Origin of the sequence: Chryseobacterium sp. (assembly GCF_022869225.1) — a bacterium.
Taxonomy (GTDB): Bacteria; Bacteroidota; Bacteroidia; order Flavobacteriales; family Weeksellaceae; genus Chryseobacterium.
In genome coordinates this window covers 3,303,240-3,322,946 of the sequence record NZ_JALIHL010000001.1, presented here as the reverse complement: position 1 = coordinate 3,322,946, position 19,707 = coordinate 3,303,240, and the positions used below count along the sequence as shown (strand labels likewise).

Sequence of the window (19,707 nt, the reverse complement as noted above, 5' to 3'; positions counted from 1 at the left end):
AAAAATCCTCAACTCTATACGAGTCTGAGGATTTTTTTATCTATATATCAAAAGTATTCATTGATTCTTTGATTTTCTCCCGATGAAGGATACCCCAATTAACCAAAGTTTCTGTCACAGGAAATACAGATTTCCCATATTCCGTCACGGCATACGTTACAGTAATCGGCTTTGTATCCTGAATAGTCCTTGTAATCAGGAGATTGGTTTCCAGCTCTTTCAATTCTTTGCTCAGCATTTTAGCAGAAATTCCTTCAATACTTCGTTCCAGCTTTTTAAAATGAATCTTTTGATCAGGTCTGTTCGTCAGATAACGTAAGATCATCAGTTTCCATTTTCCACCCAGTACATCCAGGCTGTCGCGCATAGCGAACAATTCTTCTGTACAGCTCGCTTCTCTTTCTATGCCGTTTTCAATGATTTTTGCCATAATAGTTTCATGAAGGTAACTAGTTACCATTAGTTAACCAGTAGCAAATATAAACTATTCCCTCTTTACATTTGTGTATCAAATTAACAGTATGAAATCGCCGTGATTTATCAAATACCGATGAAAATAGTGCGATTGTATATGACTTTTGAAAAAATAAATATCAACATATGAAAGCAGTTATTTTAAATAAAAACGGAGAGCTGGAAAATGGGATTACCGAACAGCCTGAACCCAAAGGCAATGAAGTTTTAATCCGGATTAAAGCAAGCGGTTTCAATCCCATCGATTACCAGATGCTGGAAAACGAGCTTGAACGAAAACTGATCAGTTCCCCGATATTAGGAAGAGAATTGTCAGGAATTGTAGTTGATAAAGGTTCAGAAGTTACAGAATTCAACATCGGAGATGAAGTTTATTGTGGCAGCGGTTCCATGGGAAGCAACGGCACTTACGCTGAATACATTGCGGTTCCTGAAGCTATTGTTTCCTTTAAACCAAAGAATATTTCTTTTGAACAGGCAGCTTCCATTCCATCGGTTGGCTTAACTTCTTTACAAATCTTTAAACGTTTGAAATTACAACCGGAGCAGACGATCCTTATAACCGGGGCAACCGGAGGTGTCGGTTCATTTCTGATCAAACTGTTGCTGGCAGACAATATCCGGCAGATCACAGCAACTGTCGGTAGTGAAGAAAACAGGCAGATACTGCTGAATATGGGATTGAAAAGTGATCAGATCGTCCATTACAAAGAAGAAAATCTCATCGAAAACATTTTAAAAGCCAATCATGACCGCCCCTTTGATATCGGAATTGACCTCGTAGGAAATGGTATGGCTGAAGTCACTGCTGAAGTTTTAAACATCAATGGAACGTATGTGGATGTGACCGCCTTACTCACTAAAAATGCTCATGAACTCCTTTTCAACAAAGGAAGCCTGATCATGAATATTTCCAATTATACCTACAGCATGATTAAAAAATATGATTACTACAAAAACAGCTTAGAAGAAATCTCAGAACGTATTGAAACCGGAACCATTGCTCCACCTCAATATAAAGTCGTAGGAGATCTTTCGCTGGAAACTGTTTTGCAGGCACATTCCATTCTCAAAAACAACCAGACCCAAGGTCACAAACTTATCATGAACCATTAATCTATGAACAAAATACCAAGACGTATCGTAACAGGGATCAAAGACGGAAAATCCATCATTATTGAAGACCAGCAGGCAGAAAATGCCGTGGAACATTTCCCGGGACTCATTATTTCAGATATCTGGAATACACAAAAAACACCCGCCAGTTTAGATTCTGAAACCCCAATTCCCAATACCGGGTTTCCGCAAACTCCTAAAAACGGAACTTGTTTCCGGTATGTAGTTATTCCGCCGGATAAAGATCTCGGAGTAGATCGTAAACCTGGAAAGCCTCATCCGATGATGCATCAGACCCCGACATTAGACTACATCATCATTCTTTCCGGTGAACTTCACCTGATTATGGAAGAAGGAGAAACCCTTCTAAAACCTGGAGACATCGTCATTCAGAGAGGAACGAATCATGCATGGAGCAACCGTTCTGATGAACCGTGCATTCAGCTGGCTGTGTTGATAGATGCGGGGATATAAAAAATTTCTCAGGGATCGCACAAATGTCACAGATGAAGATAAAGACTAACGCAGATCTAGCGATTATGCAGATTTTATACAACCATTTATGAAATCTGGGGAATCTGCGCGAAATAAATATACATCATACAATTTTATCGCAGATAAAATCCTTGCGCCTTAAAAATAGCTCCAAAAAAATAACCTCGCGCCTTTGCGTTTCCCGATAGATGCAGAAATATAAGATTAAAAATTTCCCACGGATCACACAAATGTCACAGATGAAGATAAAGACTACGCAGATCTAGCGATTATGCAGATTTTATACAACCATTTATGAAATCTGGGTAATCTGCGCGAAATAAATATACATCATACAATTTTATCGCAGATAAAATCCTTGCGCCTTAAAAATAGCTCCAAAAAAATAACCTCGCGCCTTTGCGTTTCCCGATAGATGCAGAAATATAAGATTAAAAAATTTCCCACGGATCACACAAATGTCACAGATGAAGATAAAGACTAACGCAGATCTAGCGATTATGCAGATTTTATACAACCATTTATGAAATCTGGGGAATCTGCGCGAAATAAATATACATCATACAATTTTATCGCAGATAAAATCCTTGCGCCTTAAAAATAGCTCCAAAAAAAATAACCTCGCGCCTTTGCGTTTCCCAATAGATGCAGAAATATAAGATTAAAAAATTTCTCAGGGATCGCACAAATGTCACAGATGAAGATAAAGACTAACGCAGGTCTCGCGATTATGCAGATTTTATACAACCATTTATGAAATCTGGGGAATCTGCGCGAAATAAATATACATCATACAATTTTATCGCAGATAAAATCCTTGCGCCTTAAAAATAGCTCCAAAAAAATAACCTCGCGCCTTTGCGTTTCCCAATAGATGCAGAAATCTAAGATTAAAAAAATTTCTCAGGGATCACACAAATGTCACAGATGAAGATAAAGACTAACGCAGATCTAGCGATTATGCAGATTTTATACAACCATTTATGAAATCTGGGTAATCTGCGCGAAATAAAATATATAAGCAGTATTCAATTTTATCAAAGATAAAATCCTTGTGACTTAAAAAGCATTTAAAGAAAAACAACTTTGCGTTTACCAACAAAATTCATTTATCATAAGCAGAAATCTCCATCAGCTTCTGCTTCATTTTTTCAGGAGTAATTTTCCCTTCGTGATAGTATACCAGATTTTGGTTCTTATCCAGGAAAATCCATAAAGGATAAACAGGCTGGTTTTTATTCTTTGATAAAGCCAGTGCCAGTTCATGAATCCCGGAATTTCCATTCGGCAGATATTCAAATTCCTGATTCTGAAAACGGATTTTTTCTCTTGTTTTCTCCGCTTCAAAATTAATCAGATAAAAATGCTCGTTCATCATACTCACTAGTTTTTCATCCTTATTCAAAAGAAAAGATTCAATCTTACAGACAGCACACCAATCTGTGTAAAGGTGGATGACGACAGGTCTAGGATCTTTATGTTGCAAAGCCTCCAGTTCAGAAAAAGTGCCCGTCTTCATCTGAGACAGATAAAAACAGGGCACTACCATTAAAAATAAAGCTATTTTTTTCATTTCAAAATATATTTCACTCCCAGGAATCCCCTGATACGCTGCATCGGAGCATAGCCGTATGCTGTATCGAAAGTATAGTGGTTAGGATTGCTGACAGGATCGTCAGCATGTTTATCAAACGGGTCAAATGGCCTCATCAGAGGATCTTTAGGAGTAAAGTTGAATAAATTTTTAATGCCGCAATACACTTCAAATCCTGATTTAAAACCTTTTGAAACCTGGATATTAGCCAAAGAATAGAAGGGCGAATATTCGGGACGGTAGTCATTCACCAAAACAGGAAGCCTCATCGGTCCATAAAACTGTCCGGTAAAATCTACGGTCAGATTGTTTGGAAATTTATAGGTCAGATTATAGGTTCCACTCCATTTTGGAGCATGTAGCTGCTGTGTCTTTTGACTTTCATTATCATATTTCTGGTAAACATCAAGATACGTGACTCCCAGATTTACGCTTAAAGGAAACTGAAACGTGAAATCCACATTCAGTGAAGCTCCTCTTGAGATTCCATAGCCGTGAAGGTTATCGTAAATAATTTTATTGGGATCGGAATCAAAATCACCAACGATTTTATTACTGAAATAAGTATAGAAGGCAGACGCATCAAGATTCAGCAAACGGCTTCCTACAGGAATTTTCCAGATATAATTTAAATTCCCATTGACCGATCTTTCCGGCTTGAGGTCTGATTTTACCACCACTTCCCTCGAACCTGTCAGGGCTGCGTGATCTTCCGTAAATAAATTGACAACTCTGAATCCTGTTCCGAAATTGAAACGTAACGTATGGTAAGGATTCGGTGAGAACTTCCATGCGAATCTTGGTGAATGAACGGAATGATGCACTTTATCATAATCATACCGATATCCAAGCAACAACGTATTTTTATCATTGATCTCCCACTGATCCTGAATAAATGCTCCCCAGATCGGAGATTTCATCGGGGCATTGGTTATCCCGTCTGAAGCCAATGTTCCCGGTGTATTGTCATCGTAAAAAGTTCTTTTGAAAGTAAGCCCTGCCGTGAGATCATGCTTTCCGAAACTTCGGTCCCAATAGGTCTGTATAAAAGCTACCTTTTGAGCCGCATTAAACGGATTCGATCCGTAAAATGAGTTCTGATCATGATAGTTGTAAGAAAACTGTGTAACGATATGCTCTTTCACAGGCCATTCATACAATCCGAAAATTTCAGCCCGATTGGTATAAATACTTTCTCCGTATACCTCATCACTGCCCCGGAAAGATTTATCCCACTGCATTTCTCCTCCGAAACGGTCTTCATAGAGATACCTCATCGCAAAACTGGCCTGCCGGTTGTCCTTTCTCTTAAAGTTCCATTTGTTAAAAACTGAAATCCTGCTCTGTAAAGTGGTATCGGTGAAGTTATCTTTATTTTGATCTATTTTTTCCTGAAAGCTGAAATAATTTAAGCTTAATAATGAGGCGGCCTTTTTTCCCACATTGAACTTCGTGGAAAGATCAAGATTATTTTCACTCCATGTGCTGGTCATCATATCTACGCTTAATTGGGGCGCTGTCAGGGCATTCTTGGTAATGATATTGATAACGCCTCCCATCGCTTCAGAACCATAAATGGAAGAAGCGGGGCCTTTCACCACTTCAATTCTGTCTACCAGGCTATTTGGGATCCCGCTCAGGCCGTACACCGTGGAAAGAGAACTTACAATGGGCATGCCGTCAATCAAAATCATGGTATAAGGACCTTCCAGCCCGTTGATATGAATATCTCCGGTATTGCAGACAGAACAGTTCAGCTGAGGCTTTACACCGTTTACCATGGCGATCGCCTCAAAAATACTCGGTGTTGGATTTTTCTGGAAAAATTTCTGGCTGTAGATCTCTACGGCTACCGGGCTTTTTGATCTGCTCATCGGTTTTATAGTTCCTGTAACCACAACATCTTCAATATGGCTTGTCTTGATTTCTTTTTTGGAAACTCTGGCTGAATCGATGTTTTTGCTTTGATAAAGGCTCAGGCTGTCCGTCTCCTGTGAAAAACAATAGGATGATAATAAAGTAATAGAGAATAATATTCGCTTCATGAAATTAAAATTGTTAGACAAAACTAACAATTATTTTTGAAACACGAAACACGATAGCAAATATTGATACAGATCAATTCGTGAAAAATGATTAAATTTGAGAAACTACATATGAAAGTAAAATGAGATATCATCTAGCGGGAAATATCCCACCAAAAAGGCATACCATCTTTAAGTCTCCGGAAGATAAATTTTATTATGAACAGCTTTTCGGTACAGAAGGCTTTCATGGGATTTCGTCTTTGTTATACCACATTCACCGTCCTACACAGATAAAATCAATCGGAGAACCGAAAGATGTGACCCCTAAAATTGCGGTTGAAAAAAATGTGACCCCAAGAATGTTTAAAGGAATGAACGTTGCTCCGGAAGACGATTTTATGGACAGCCGGAAGATTCTTTTGATGAATAACGATTTGAAAATGGGATTGGCAAAGCCAAGAAAATCAATGGATTATTTTTACAAAAATGCTGAATGTGATGAGCTTTTATACGTTCATGAAGGAACAGGAACCTTAAAGACATTTGTAGGAAATCTTGAGTTTGTGACCGGTGACTATCTTATTATTCCGAGAGGAACAATTTACCAGGTAGAGCTGAAGTCGGAAAACCCTGTATTTTTCGTACTGGAAAGCCACTCTCCTATTTACACTCCCAAAAGATACAGAAACGAATTCGGACAGCTTTTAGAGCATTCCCCATTCTGCGAAAGGGATATTATCACTCCTTCTTTCGTGGAGCCCAAAGATGAAAAAGGAGAATTTTTAATCAAAGTAAAAAAAGAAAACCAGATCACAGACTTCATCTATGCAACGCATCCGTTTGATGTGGTAGGCTGGGACGGCTATTTTTATCCTTATAAATTCAATATTAAAAACTTCGAACCGATCACCGGAAGAATTCACCAACCGCCACCGGTTCACCAGAACTTTGAAGGACACAATTTCGTAGTCTGCTCATTCTGTGCAAGAATGTATGATTACCATCCACAGGCTATTCCGGCACCTTACAACCACTCGAATATCGATTCTGATGAGGTATTGTTCTATACGGAAGGTGACTTTATGAGCCGTAACCACATCGACCTGATGGACTTTACCCTTCACCCTGGAGGAATCGTACATGGACCTCATCCTGGTGCTATGGAAAGAAGTATCGGTAAAAAATTCACGGAAGAATATGCGGTCATGGTAGATCCTTTCCGTCCTTTAAAAATTACGGAAGAAGCTTTAAAAGTGGAAGATCCATCCTATAAAACCTCATGGCTGGAATAGTTTATTCTTAGAATTAAAACAGTTTTAACCGTTTACTATCAATCACAAAAGATTTAAACACTTAAGTCTTATAAGGTGAATGTTATTTGACAAAAAAGAGCACTTAAGTTTTTGAAAATGGAAGATTTTCTTTTAAGAACTTTATACAGCATTATTGTTGACTTCCTTAAGTGAACTATAGTGTTTAAACATATATCTTTATGATTTTTATGGTTAAAAATTCTCATAGATCTATTTAATAGTAAAGAGCCTAAACAGGTGCAAATAAAAAGTATTACTGAATACATACAAAAGACGCTTTAAATCCTTTATTTAAAGCGTCTTTTTTCGTAAATTTGTGAGGTATGGTTACCATATTTAACCATCATTATTTTTCATAACGCATCCTAAGTAATGGTGGTTTAAAACAAAATCAATATTACATGTTAGAAAGAATCAGATTAGAAAGTCTACACCAAAAAGTAACCACAGCAGAAAACGCTGTAAAAATCATTAAAGACGGTATGATCGTAGGATCAAGCGGCTTTACGAAAGCAGGTGACAGCAAAGCTATTTTGCCTGCACTTGCAGAAAGAGGAAAAACCGAAGACCTCAAAGTCACTTTGATGACCGGTGCTTCACTGGGGCACGGCACCGACGGAAAACTGGCAGAAGCCAATGTATTAAGGAAAAGGATGCCATTTCAGGTAGATCCGATTTTAAGGAATAAGATCAATAAAGGTGAAATTCTCTTCATCGACCAGCATTTAAGCGAAAGTGCGGAGCTTCTTCATACTAAAAACCTGCAGAGTATTGACGTCGCTGTTATTGAAGCAGCCTATATTGAAAGAGACGGAAGTATTGTACCCACCACTTCTGTAGGTAATTCTGTAACTTTTGCAGCTCTGGCTAAAAAAATCATTATCGAAATCAATACGGAAGTTCCTGAGGAAGTCTATGGGATTCATGATATTTACCAGGCAGAGGATTACCCATACAGAAATGTTATTCCAATCGTGGCTCCGTGGAACAAAATCGGCAGAAAAAGTATTCCGGTCGATCCCAATAAAATTGAAGCCATTGTTTTTACCCATCTTAAGGACAGCCCTGCAGATATTGCAGAGCCGGACGAAAAGACAACAGCTATTGCCCAACATCTTCTCGGTTTCTTTGAAAATGAGGTTCTTTTAGGACGTCTTACAGACCGGTTACTTCCCCTTCAGGCGGGTATCGGTAAAGTTGCCAATGCCGTTCTTACAGGATTCAAGGATAGTAACTTTTATGACCTGACCATGTTTTCTGAAGTGCTTCAGGACAGCACATTCGATCTGATTGATTCCGGTAAATTAAGTTTTGCTTCTGCATCCTCAATCACCGTTTCTAAGGAATGCTATGAAAGAGTTTTGGGAAACCTCTCAAAATATAGAGAGAAATTTGTTTTAAGACCTCAGAATATTTCCAATACTCCCGGACTGATCAGAAGGTTAGGAGTAATAGCGATCAATACCGCTATCGAATTTGATATTTACGGAAATGTAAACTCCACTCATATCGGAGGAACAAAAATCATGAACGGAATCGGAGGTTCCGGAGACTTTGCAAGAAACGCCTATTTAAGTATTTTTGTGACACAGGCAGCTTCAAAAGGCAACAACATTTCCCATGTCCTTCCCATGGTGTCTCACACGGATCATACAGAGCATGATGTTGATATCTTGGTAACGGATATCGGATTGGCTGATTTAAGAGGATTGGCACCAAGAGAAAGAGCACAGAAAATCATTGACAACTGCGTTCATCCTGATTACAAGGAAGAACTGCAATCCTATTTCGACAGAGCATGTGAAAGAGGAGGGCATACTCCCCATTTACTCGAAGAAGCATTCAGCTGGCATCTGCGGTTCTCTGAAACAGGAAGCATGAAACAGAAAACAGAAATCGAAGTTTCCATTTAAAAATTTTCATTACCATAATAAAAGGACCGCATGCAATGCATTGGGTCCTTTATTTTTAAAGAGTCCCGGGTTCATTCAATATGATAAATGTCTCTTAATATCCCTGCAATATTTAGAATAAGTAAAGGCTATAAATATTATCTTTGAAAGAAGATAGGTATTTTTATGTAAAAAAATAATATCGGCACCGGTCATAAACTATTATTAAAAAAGAAGGTATGCAAAATTACATAAGCGCAGAAGAAGCGATATATACAATAAAAAGCGGAAACCGTGTATTTTTCCATGGAAGTGCATGCACTCCAAATTACCTGATTGATGAACTGGCAAGACAGTCTCACCGGCTGGAAAATGTAGAAATGGTTTCCATTACGCAACAGGGGAATGTTGAAATAGCAAAACCTCAGTACAAGGACAGTTTTTTTGTCAACTCTTTATTTGTATCCACTCCTGTACGAGATGCTGTAAACTCTGAGAGAGGAGATTTTGTTCCGGTATTTTTAAGTGAAATCCCTATTTTATTCAGGAAAAATATCCTTCCGTTGGATGTGGCCCTGATCACGGTGTCTCCTCCCGACAGACATGGTTTCTGTACATTGGGAACTTCTGTAGACATCGCAAGATCGGCTGTAGATACCGCTAAGATCATCGTTGCGATTGTCAATCCGAGAATGCCCAGAACCCATGGAGACGGAATGATCCACATCACCAGAATTCATAAACTGGTTTGGCACGAAGAAGAACTTCCTACCGTAGATTATGGCTCAAAGGTAGGCCCTGAAGAAATGCTGGTAGGAAAAAATGTAGCAGAGCTTATTGAAGACAGGTCTACCCTTCAGATGGGTATCGGAACGATTCCTGATGCTGTTTTAAAATGCCTTACCAACCACAAAGATCTGGGAATTCACACAGAAATGCTGAGTGACGGGGTCATTGATCTGATTCAAAATGATGTGATCAACAATAAATACAAAGGGTATAACGACAATAAAACCATTACAAGTTTCTGCTTCGGAACCAGAAAACTGTATGATTATGTAGATGACAACACGGTGTTTGCCTTCAGAGATGTAAGTGAGGTCAACTTCCCGATCAATATTATGAAAAACAAAAAAATGGTGGCTATCAATTCAGCCATTGAAATTGACCTTACCGGCCAGGTATGTGCAGATTCTATCGGAACTTTACAATACAGCGGTATCGGAGGACAGATGGATTTCATGAGGGGCGCTGCATTAGGTGAGGATGGAAAACCAATCATTGCCATTACATCAAGAACAAAAAAAGGGATCTCAAGAATTGTTCCTTACCTTAAACAAGGCGCAGGAGTAGTGACTACAAGAGGCCATATCCACTATGTTGTTACAGAATACGGAACAGCTTATCTGTATGGTAAAAATCTTCGTCAGAGAGCCCAGGAGCTCATCAGCATTGCCCATCCTGATGACAGAGAAATGCTGGAAAGAGCAGCTTTCGAAAGGTTTAAACATTAATAATCAAAGCTTTTATAGAACTGCTTTGGCAGTATTTTTGATAAAATTCTTTCTAAAACAAGGAAATTGAAAACTATATATAATTCGATAAGAGAAGAAGTTGTAAAGCATTCAAAAGTAAGGAATTCTGTTTTGGGGAATGTGAATGAATGGAAGAGAAGCCATTATATTATTCTTTCCGAAATTATTAAAGAAGAATTATCTGAAGCAGAAGAATTGAAGGGCGGAAGAAAATTTGAAATAGGAAATACGATTTCACATGTTACCTTACAGCGTTTTTTTGAAAATGATTATCAGGATAAAACGCATAGCGATCTGAGATTTTTAAAAACCCTGGATAAGATCTGTATCTTTCTGGGATATAAGGACCTTAATGATTATATTCTATTTATAAGAAGTAAAAAACAGGAAGATCAGGAGTCGGATGACCGTTCGTTTCTGACCCAGATCGTGTATGATTACTGTGCTGCGGCTTTTGAATTTTACAAACAGTTTCCCAGCCATAATACCCAGCTTTTTAAAGGTCTGGTATTTGACGATTCCCCTTTTTTAGAAAGAGCTTCCTTATTCAGTAAAGAGCTCTGCGACAAAGATTTTCAATTGGTAACCAAAAACAACCGTTCCAATTATGAAGTATTTGATATTACTATTGTGACAGACGAGCCTGATAAAAAGGTACTGGAATCCCAGGAATTCTGGAACCTCTTGTTCAAGGTCGGGGAAACCGGTGAGGAACATTTTGTCAACCAGCTGAATACTCAGATCTACTTTATCCGAAAGATCGATGATACCTGGAAAATATGGGACAATTATAATCCCGATGCCGGAAGGCTAAACAGAAAAATTGAGAGAATGTAAAATAAGAAAACCGCAGATATTTCTGCGGTTTTCATGTTCGAAATATTTTTTTTTCACTTGTCTTTTGTAGTACAAAAGTAGCGGATCCTGGGTAAGCCTAAAAAACTTAAATGGACTTAAGTGAACTCTTCTTTAATTTTATGTTAAATAAATCCCAGGATTTCTACTGAATGTTTTTCCTATATCCAGGATTTTTGTAATTTGCATTCCTATAAAATAAAAGTAAAAGAGAAAATATGTCAACACTTACATTTGCCGAAAAAATTGCTCAAGCAGAGAATTTTTTACCGATCAACGGTACAGATTATATTGAGTTTTATGTAGGAAATGCAAAACAGGCTGCCCATTATTACAAAACCGCTTTCGGTTTTCAGTCTGTTGCCTATGCGGGTCCTGAAACAGGAGTAAGAGACCGCGCATCTTATGTGCTTCAACAAGGGAAAATAAGACTGGTATTAACAACCGGACTTACGTCTGACTCTTCTATCAGCGAGCACGTTAAAAAACATGGTGACGGAGTGAAAATTTTGGCACTTTGGGTAGATGATGCTTATGCAGCTTTCGAAGAAACTACGAAAAGAGGAGGAAAACCATATTTGGAGCCTGTAACTTTAACTGATGAGCATGGTGAAGTAAGAATGTCCGGAATTTATACTTACGGAGAAACCGTTCACATGTTTGTGGAAAGAAAAAATTATAACGGAGCTTTCATGCCCGGATATGAAAAATGGGAAAGCGACTACAATCCTGAAGAAACAGGGTTGCTGTATGTAGACCACTGTGTAGGAAATGTAGACTGGAACAGAATGATTCCTACCGTAGAATGGTATGAAAAAGTAATGGGATTTGTTAATATCCTTTCCTTTGATGACAAACAGATCAATACAGAATATTCTGCTTTGATGTCTAAGGTAATGTCAAATGGAAACGGATATGCAAAATTCCCGATCAATGAACCTGCAGAAGGTAAAAAGAAATCTCAGGTCGAAGAGTACCTTGATTTCTACGAAGGTGAAGGGGTGCAGCATATTGCTGTGGCTACAAAAGACATCATCTACACCGTAAGCGAATTAAAAAAACGTGGGGTAGAATTCCTTTCTGCTCCTCCTGAAGCCTATTATGATATGGTTCCTGAAAGAGTAGGCCATATTGATGAAGATCTTAAGAAACTTCAGGATTTAGGTATACTTATTGATCATGATGAAGAAGGGTATCTGTTACAGATCTTTACTAAGCCTGTAGAAGACCGTCCTACTCTATTCTTCGAAATCATTGAAAGACACGGTGCACAGAGTTTCGGTGCCGGTAATTTCAAAGCATTGTTCGAAGCATTGGAAAGAGAGCAGGAAAGAAGAGGAAATCTTTAATTTTACATTACATATAAGTTTTGTCAGGATGCAGCGTCTTGGCAAAACTTTTTTATAAAACACAGCATATGAGAAAATTTTTAATTGGAATTTTATTTTTTGGAACATTAGGCTTAAAAGCACAATATGGAACATTGAATGAAATTCTTAACAGACTTGAAGAAAGAAAAGGAATCAATCAGAATCTTGAAAACGTAAATATTGACAATAAAAAATTTGTTTTCATTAAAGATGAGGCAGATCATACGGAAAGAGATTTTATCATCTTCAAAGGAACGAATGCTACCTACGTAGAAGTCTTCGATGATAAAGCCACAGGCGAAAGCAGTTCCAATGTTTTCAGCGGTGATATTATCAGGAAAAAGAATATTATTTCTTTAAGGGCAGACAGGCTTGAAGATAAAAAAATTCCGCTGCCGGTCACCAAAACCTTGTTGCTTACCAAACAAAAGGATATTCTCTATCTCATTGATGTCAATACCAGAGACCGATGGATTGATGAAGAATCTTACTCAAAGAAGGCAAAATAAATATCTTGAGGAAGAGTTTCTCAGGTTGATATTTTAATCTAACTTAAATCTAAACTTATGAAATCATTTGTAGACTATTCCTCACATTCGGATTTTTCTATACACAATATCCCTTTCGGAGTCGCCGTTTTTAATAAAGAATATATAGGATGCTGTACAAGAATCGGAGATCAGGTAATTGATCTTGCAACCTTGTACGATCTGGGATATTTCGATGATATTGAAGGATTGGACGACAATGTTTTTGAAGCGTATACCCTCAACGAATTTATCGAGTTGGGGAAACCGGTTACCAACGCTGTGCGTACAAAGATACAGACGCTGTTACAGGAAGGCTCGGCTTTATCAAAAGACCAGAAAACCATTGAAGAAGCATTCTATGATCTGGATAAAGTAAAAATGATGATGCCTGTACACATCCCGAACTATACAGACTTTTACAGCAGTATTGAACACGCTACCAATGTTGGAAAAATGTTCCGTGATCCTGCTAACGCATTATTACCAAACTGGAAACACTTACCCGTAGGGTATCATGGAAGAGCATCTTCTATCGTAGTTTCAGGTACGGAGATCAACCGCCCGAAAGGTCAGATGAAACCTGCTGATGCAGACCAACCGGTTTTCGGACCTTGTAAACAGCTGGATTTTGAACTCGAAATGGCTTTTATCATCAACAAAAATACAGAGATGGGAGAAAGTATTTCTACAAAAGAAGCTGAAGACGCTATTTTCGGAATGGTCGTTTTCAACGACTGGTCTGCAAGAGATATCCAATCTTGGGAATATGTTCCGCTAGGGCCATTCCTTGCCAAAAACTTCGGTTCATCTATTTCTCCGTGGGTCGTTACCCTGGAAGCCCTGGAACCTTTCAGAACGGCTTCACCGACACAGGATCCTGAAGTCTTAGACTATTTGAAATTTGAAGGGGATAAAAATTACGATATCAATCTTGAAGTCTATATCCAGCCTGAAAACGGCGAACAAAACCTGATCTGCCAAAGCAACTACAAACACATGTACTGGAATATGACTCAGCAATTGGCCCATCACACGGTAAACGGATGTAACGTTGAGGTTGGCGACATGTATGCAAGCGGAACTATTTCAGGAAGCGATCCAAAATCTTTCGGTTCTATGCTGGAATTGACATGGAGAGGTCAAAACCCTCTATCCCTAAGCGATGGCCAGGAAAGAAAATTCATCGAAGACAACGATACGGTTACCATGAAAGCGTGGGCTGAAAAAGACGGGGTAAGAGTAGGTTTCGGTGAAGTTTCCGGTAAAATTATCCCGACAGTTTAATAAATATTAACCACAAAAGTCACAAAAGGATTTATGGTTACACAGTCTTATTTAACCGATTTGACCTATAAGATAAACGGTGCCTGCATAGAAGTTCACAAAATTCTGGGCGCCGGTTTATTGGAAAGCGTGTACCATAAATGTTTAGAGGAAGAACTTAGGTTAAGAAACATTCATTTTAAATCCGAGCTGAAGGTTCCGGTATGCTATAAAGGAAAAGAAATTGATTGTGATTTCTTTTGTGACTTTTTAGTTGAGGATTTAATCGTTATTGAGCTTAAATCAGTTGTTCAATTAAATGACATCCATCGGGCTCAAATTCTAAATTATATAAACTTAATGAGAAAACCTAAAGGTATTTTAATCAATTTTAACGTAAAAAATCTATATCACGAAGGACAGGAAACTTTTGTAAACAAATATTACGACATGCTTTTTTGAACTTTAAAAAGATAGATTTTAAACTTAAAAAACTTTTGTGCCTTTTGTGGTTAAATCAAAAATATGAAAACAGTAATCCCCTCCGAAATAACCTCCGTACAGCTGCAGACGATCATGCAGACAGCGGTTTCGCCACGGCCGATTGCCTTAGCTTCTACGGTAGATAAAAACGGGACGATCAATTTATCCCCATTCAGTTTTTTTAATATGTTCAGTACGGTTCCGCCGATTTTGATTTTTTCACCATCGAGAAGAGTCCGTGATAATACGACGAAACATACCCTTGAAAATGTTCTGGAAGTTCCGGAAGTTGTTATTGGAACGGTAAACTATCCCATTGTACAGCAGATTTCTTTAGCTTCTACAGAATATGAAACCGGAGTCAATGAGTTTATAAAATCCGGCCTGACGATGAAAGATGCTGATCTGGTACAGCCTAAACTGATTGAAGAATGCCCTGTCAATTTTGAATGCAGGGTTTTGGAAGTAAAACCGTTGGGAGATCAGGGAGGTGCCGGAAATCTGGTTATCTGTGAGGTTCAGAAAATCCATATCAGAGAAGATTACCTCAATGAATCCGGAAATCTGGATCAGAAAAAACTGGACATGGTAGCCCGTTTAGGCAGCAACTGGTATTCCAGAAGCAATGAAAACAGTCTTTTTGAAGTTCCGAAACCTTTGGTAACCAAAGGAATCGGGTTTGACTTATTACCTGATGCTGTTAAATACAGTAATATCTTTACAGGAAACGACCTTGGAATGCTTGCCAATATAGAAGTATTACCTGCCGGAGATTTCCATTCGGATGAAAGCATTCATTTGAATGCCCAGAAATTACTTTTAGAAAGCAGAATTGAAGAAGCCTGGAGAGTTTTGACAATACAGTAAAAATAAAATAAGCCTGAAGTTTCAGGCTTATTTTATATAGATGAGAGACTGGAAGAAAGAAATTAGAAATTATCTGAAAATAAATTTCTGATAGTCATTTGACATAATTGAACCTTAAAAATTACTAGAATCAGCCTAGTCATTCTCCGATTTCAATAACTTCCCTTTTCAGGTCCCTTTCCTTATTTAGCCTTCAAAGCCTCTGATATTTTAATTTTTCCTTTCTCTGCAAAGTCCGTAACCTTACCGTTTTTATCGATAGAGATATTCAAATTATCATTTTTAGCATCATAATAAATGGAGGTAGAATATCCCGGACAGTCATGCTGCTTACATCCATTGAGTTTATAGATGCCGTTTTCTGTCACAATAGGACTTTCTACATTGAAATATTTTACCATTTCATCATACTGGGCTCCGGCAAGTTTTTTCAGTCTGTCTGTGATGCTCTTATCTTCAAACAACTTAATATCATGCGGATATTTTCCGACATTTTTAGTGATGATATTATCTGAAGCTGCTGCAGGAGAGGCAGTGGATGCAGAATCCGTTTTAGGAGCAGCTGCCGAATCTTTAGACATTGTTGTACTTAGAGAATCGGTACCTGAAGAAGTTTCTGTCTTCACTTCCTTTTTACAAGAAATAACTGTTGCCAGCAATGATAGCGCCAATGCGCTTGTCATAAGTTTTTTCATAATTAATTTTATATGGCGTTTAATATATTATAGCGTAATTTATACTGTATTATTTCAGATATTTTCTTTTATAATACTTTCTCTTTTATAAATTCAATACATTTTTCAGTCGCTGTATTCAGATCTTTGGGCAGATTTTTTTCCTCCCATGGTTCTTTAGCTCCAAAAGTATGATTGGCATTTTCAATCAGAAACAGTTCAGAATCCGGATGAAGGAGATGGAGATGTTCTGCCTGCTTTTCCTCTACACTTTCATCAGTTGTTCCGTGAATGATCAGCATATGTGCTTTGGCCATTTCTGTAGCTCGTTCCACATCAAAACGGTGGATATGCTGTTCATAATTCTCATAAAACTGGTAATAGTGAGGCATTTCCTGGTTTGTACGCCCGTTTAGTACGTGGTAAACCCCTTCCTTTTTCCAGTTTTCAAGAGCTTCCCCTGTTGGAAAGCGCTCTAAGGTATCCACACTGGCCAGGGTAATCAATCCGTTGATTCTTTCATCTTCAAAAGTCTTAATAATAGAGATTCCTCCTCCTCTGCTGTGCCCGATCAATACTATTTTCTGATCGTCAACATGAGAATCTTTTATAAAGTGATCAATAACAATACCAAGATCTGAAAGTTCTTTAGAATAATTATTATTCCCAAAAGCTTTCAAATCTGCAAAATGATGAGGATTATTTAAAGTTGTTCCGTTATGGGAAAAGTTAAATTTCACAAAGAAAAAACCTGCCCCGGCAAACTTTTCCGCCATGAGATCCCAAGCTCCCCAATCTTTATAGCCTTTATAGCCATGAACGAAAATCACCAATGGTAGTTTTTCTCCAGTTTCCCCATAATAAACATCAGCAAGAAAACCTTTCGTTTCAGGGTTTTCCAGGAGTATATCTTTCTTAATAATCAAATCCATAAAACAAATACAATTAATTTAAATCGAAATTTATGAAAAAAACTATCAAAAAATAACCTTAATTTTGCTTAATGCAGAATTTAAGAACGGTAACCGTGATGCGTTACATTCTGCCCCTGAGAGAAGGAGGTTCTCTCCCCGCTCTGGCAGAAGCTGATGATGATTTCAAATATGTATTAAAGTTCCGTGGTGCAGGCCATGGAGTGAAAATGCTGATCTCCGAACTCCTGGGAGGAAAAATTGCAGAAGCGCTGGGGTTGAAGCTCCCGGAACTTGTCTTTATAAACCTCGATGCCGATTTCGGCAGAACGGAAGCTGATGAAGAGATACAGGATCTGCTGAAATTTTCTGAAGGCTTAAATCTGGGTTTGCATTATCTTTCAGGTTCTATTACCTATGATCCGGGAGTTGCTGTCGATCCTCTTATGGCGTCAAAAATATTGTGGCTGGATGCATTTATTACCAATATTGACCGTACTTATAAGAATACGAATATGCTGATGTGGCATAAAGAGCTTTGGATCATTGACAACGGAGCATCATTCTATTTCCATCATTCATGGCAGAATTTTGATGCAGCAGCCAAAACTCCTTTCAAATATGTGAAAGACCATGTTTTACTTCCCAAAGCCAAAAAACTGGACGAAGCCGATCAGTTTGCTCATGAAAAATTAAATGACACCCTTTTCAGAGATATGGTCAACTTAATCCCTGACGACTGGTTACAATGGAATGATGCTGATGAAACCCCTGATGAGATCCGTGAGATCTATTTTCAGTTTATGAAAACCCGGTTAGAAAATTCTCAAATCTTTGTAAACGAAGCCAAAAATGCAAGAGGATAAAATATATGAATATGCGGTAATACGCCTGGTTCCGAAAGTTGAGAGAGAAGAATTTTTCAACATTGGGCTCGTTATGTTTTCAAAAAAGGAAAAGTTCATACGAGTAGAGTTTTATCTGTGTCCCGATAAATTTAAGTTGATGCACAGCAAACTGGATTATGACGATATTATTCATAATCTGGAAAGTTTCCAAAAAATAGCAGAAGGCAATAAAGATGGCGGCCCTATCGCACAACTGGATATCCCTGAACGTTTCCGATGGCTTACAGCGGTAAGAAGCTCCGTTGTTCAGACTTCAAGACCTCACCCCGGAAAATCAAGTGATCTGAATAGCACTTTTGGTAGGCTTTTTGAGGAGTTAGTAAAATAACATTCCGTCAAAAAAATCATTATGAAATTATCAACAAACATATCAATCTACAGGTTTTTTACAAACCTGTTTTTTGTTTTATTTTTAAGTTCTTCCCATTTAATTTTTTCACAAAATTTTTCACAAATTCCAAAACAGACTCCACGCGTAAAAAGCACTCTTCTTCCTGAAATAACAACAGTTGCCGAGAATGTAGTATATAAAATAAATAAAAAAGGGAATCCTCTCGAATTGGATCTTTACACTCCCAAAACTCTTTCTTCTGAAAAATATCCGGTTCTAATCTATGTACATGGTGGCGGATGGATAGAAGGCAGTAAAATGATCTCAGCGGATGATTATGTTGAAAGTACCATAAAAAAACTGACGGCAAAACAGTATGCAGTAATCAGTATCAATTATACCCTTTTGAATGACAGCACTCACTTTCCCCTGCCTTTAGAAGATACCAAGGATGTGGTAAGATGGGTCAGAAAAAATGCGGAAAAATATAATTTTGATACCCATAATATCGGATTGTTCGGGGCTTCAGCCGGAGCGCACCTGTCTCTTCTTGCTGCCTATACTCCGGATGATACCTTTAAAGGGAGTTCTGAGCTTTCCCCCTACTCTGCCAAGGTAAATTATGTCATAGATCATTATGGTCCCACTGATCTGAATAAGCTTTTTCATACTAAATTGGGGACAATTCCGGTGGCTATGATCGGATTGATTTCAAAAAAGATTGTTAGTTTACAACAAGGCCTGGTAAAGGGACTTTCCGGATTTGACATCCAAAAGGACCAGGAAAATGCCATACAATATTTAAAAACCATATCTCCGGTCAGTTATATTTCCAATGCAGTACCTACTTTAATTATCCAGGGAGATCAAGACAAAATAGTTCCTTTAAGCCAGTCTAAAAAACTTCACAGAAAGTTAAACAGGGCTACGATACAGAATTCTTTGATCGTAGTCAAAGACGGTATCCACGGCTTTGGAACTACTGACAAAGCTTATCTTGATCAGATGACCGATCAGATGGTGGACTTCATTGTTTCACAGAAAAAATAAGATAACTATACCCAATTAA

At 38.1% G+C, this 19,707-nt stretch carries 19 protein-coding genes; 14 read left to right on the top strand and 5 right to left on the bottom strand.

What is annotated here, in order from left to right:
* Nucleotides 1-40: 40 nt before the first annotated feature.
* Nucleotides 41-430 carry a helix-turn-helix domain-containing protein gene (locus tag MUW56_RS15580; protein ID WP_292014041.1) on the bottom strand — a complete coding sequence of 130 codons (390 nt, stop codon included), beginning with the start codon at nucleotides 428-430 and terminating at the stop codon, nucleotides 41-43.
* Between the two features lie 170 nt (nucleotides 431-600).
* On the opposite strand from MUW56_RS15580, the gene MUW56_RS15575 reads away from it, so the two are divergent.
* The gene (locus tag MUW56_RS15575) at nucleotides 601-1,590 is read left to right on the top strand and encodes an NADP-dependent oxidoreductase (RefSeq protein WP_292014040.1); all 990 of its coding nucleotides are present in this window, start codon (nucleotides 601-603) and stop codon (nucleotides 1,588-1,590) included.
* A gap of 3 nt (nucleotides 1,591-1,593) precedes the next feature.
* Entirely contained in the window at nucleotides 1,594-2,064 is a 471-nt protein-coding gene (locus MUW56_RS15570) for a cupin domain-containing protein (RefSeq protein WP_292014039.1), read from the top strand.
* A 1,126-nt stretch (nucleotides 2,065-3,190) separates the two neighbouring features.
* Here the strand turns inward: MUW56_RS15570 and MUW56_RS15565 are convergent.
* Together MUW56_RS15565 and MUW56_RS15560 are read right to left on the bottom strand one after the other, a co-directional pair.
* Nucleotides 3,191-3,658, bottom strand: a complete 468-nt coding sequence (locus MUW56_RS15565) for a thiol:disulfide interchange protein (RefSeq protein WP_292014038.1) — start codon at nucleotides 3,656-3,658, stop codon at nucleotides 3,191-3,193.
* Complete coding sequence (locus tag MUW56_RS15560; protein WP_292014037.1) at nucleotides 3,655-5,724, bottom strand: TonB-dependent siderophore receptor; 2,070 nt, start codon at nucleotides 5,722-5,724, stop codon at nucleotides 3,655-3,657. The genes MUW56_RS15565 and MUW56_RS15560 overlap by 4 nt, the downstream gene beginning before the upstream one ends.
* 122 nt (nucleotides 5,725-5,846) lie before the next feature.
* Here MUW56_RS15560 and MUW56_RS15555 point away from each other — a divergent pair, with 122 nt between their 5' ends.
* The 9 genes from MUW56_RS15555 (at nucleotide 5,847) to MUW56_RS15515 (ending at nucleotide 15,814) form a co-directional block, all read left to right on the top strand.
* Nucleotides 5,847-6,998, top strand: coding sequence for a homogentisate 1,2-dioxygenase (locus tag MUW56_RS15555; RefSeq protein ID WP_292014036.1), 1,152 nt, complete (start codon nucleotides 5,847-5,849; stop codon nucleotides 6,996-6,998).
* Between the two features lie 422 nt (nucleotides 6,999-7,420).
* Complete coding sequence (locus MUW56_RS15550; RefSeq protein ID WP_292014035.1) at nucleotides 7,421-8,932, top strand: succinate CoA transferase; 1,512 nt, start codon at nucleotides 7,421-7,423, stop codon at nucleotides 8,930-8,932.
* A 218-nt stretch (nucleotides 8,933-9,150) separates the two neighbouring features.
* Nucleotides 9,151-10,425: an acetyl-CoA hydrolase/transferase C-terminal domain-containing protein gene (locus tag MUW56_RS15545; protein ID WP_292014034.1), complete on the top strand. Its 1,275-nt coding sequence runs from the start codon at nucleotides 9,151-9,153 to the stop codon at nucleotides 10,423-10,425.
* A gap of 66 nt (nucleotides 10,426-10,491) precedes the next feature.
* Nucleotides 10,492-11,283, top strand: a complete 792-nt coding sequence (locus MUW56_RS15540; RefSeq protein ID WP_292014033.1) for a hypothetical protein — start codon at nucleotides 10,492-10,494, stop codon at nucleotides 11,281-11,283.
* 236 nt (nucleotides 11,284-11,519) lie between these two features.
* Nucleotides 11,520-12,650, top strand: coding sequence for a 4-hydroxyphenylpyruvate dioxygenase (gene hppD, locus MUW56_RS15535; protein ID WP_292014032.1), 1,131 nt, complete (start codon nucleotides 11,520-11,522; stop codon nucleotides 12,648-12,650).
* A 68-nt stretch (nucleotides 12,651-12,718) separates the two neighbouring features.
* Nucleotides 12,719-13,180 carry a hypothetical protein gene (locus tag MUW56_RS15530; RefSeq protein WP_292014031.1) on the top strand — a complete coding sequence of 154 codons (462 nt, stop codon included), beginning with the start codon at nucleotides 12,719-12,721 and terminating at the stop codon, nucleotides 13,178-13,180.
* Nucleotides 13,181-13,237: 57 nt separating this feature from the next.
* Nucleotides 13,238-14,485 carry a fumarylacetoacetase gene (gene fahA / locus MUW56_RS15525; RefSeq protein ID WP_292014030.1) on the top strand — a complete coding sequence of 416 codons (1,248 nt, stop codon included), beginning with the start codon at nucleotides 13,238-13,240 and terminating at the stop codon, nucleotides 14,483-14,485.
* 33 nt (nucleotides 14,486-14,518) lie between these two features.
* Complete coding sequence (locus MUW56_RS15520) at nucleotides 14,519-14,926, top strand: GxxExxY protein (RefSeq protein WP_292014029.1); 408 nt, start codon at nucleotides 14,519-14,521, stop codon at nucleotides 14,924-14,926.
* A gap of 63 nt (nucleotides 14,927-14,989) precedes the next feature.
* On the top strand, nucleotides 14,990-15,814 hold the full coding sequence (locus tag MUW56_RS15515) for a flavin reductase family protein (RefSeq protein WP_292014028.1): 825 nt from the start codon (nucleotides 14,990-14,992) through the stop codon (nucleotides 15,812-15,814).
* A 182-nt stretch (nucleotides 15,815-15,996) separates the two neighbouring features.
* Here MUW56_RS15515 and MUW56_RS15510 read toward each other — a convergent pair whose 3' ends face one another.
* Both MUW56_RS15510 and MUW56_RS15505 read right to left on the bottom strand, forming a co-directional pair.
* Nucleotides 15,997-16,509: a hypothetical protein gene (locus MUW56_RS15510; protein ID WP_292014027.1), complete on the bottom strand. Its 513-nt coding sequence runs from the start codon at nucleotides 16,507-16,509 to the stop codon at nucleotides 15,997-15,999.
* A gap of 68 nt (nucleotides 16,510-16,577) precedes the next feature.
* Nucleotides 16,578-17,420, bottom strand: a complete 843-nt coding sequence (locus MUW56_RS15505; RefSeq protein ID WP_292014026.1) for a prolyl oligopeptidase family serine peptidase — start codon at nucleotides 17,418-17,420, stop codon at nucleotides 16,578-16,580.
* A 71-nt stretch (nucleotides 17,421-17,491) separates the two neighbouring features.
* Between MUW56_RS15505 and MUW56_RS15500 the strand changes: the two genes are divergently transcribed.
* Genes MUW56_RS15500 through MUW56_RS15490 form a run of 3 tightly spaced genes read left to right on the top strand, consistent with a single transcriptional unit; the run spans nucleotide 17,492 to nucleotide 19,688 of the window.
* Nucleotides 17,492-18,265: a HipA family kinase gene (locus MUW56_RS15500; RefSeq protein ID WP_292014025.1), complete on the top strand. Its 774-nt coding sequence runs from the start codon at nucleotides 17,492-17,494 to the stop codon at nucleotides 18,263-18,265.
* Nucleotides 18,252-18,635: a DUF3037 domain-containing protein gene (locus MUW56_RS15495; RefSeq protein WP_292014024.1), complete on the top strand. Its 384-nt coding sequence runs from the start codon at nucleotides 18,252-18,254 to the stop codon at nucleotides 18,633-18,635. The genes MUW56_RS15500 and MUW56_RS15495 overlap by 14 nt, the downstream gene beginning before the upstream one ends.
* Before the next feature lie 21 nt (nucleotides 18,636-18,656).
* On the top strand, nucleotides 18,657-19,688 hold the full coding sequence (locus MUW56_RS15490) for an alpha/beta hydrolase (RefSeq protein ID WP_292014023.1): 1,032 nt from the start codon (nucleotides 18,657-18,659) through the stop codon (nucleotides 19,686-19,688).
* Nucleotides 19,689-19,707: the final 19 nt, after the last annotated feature.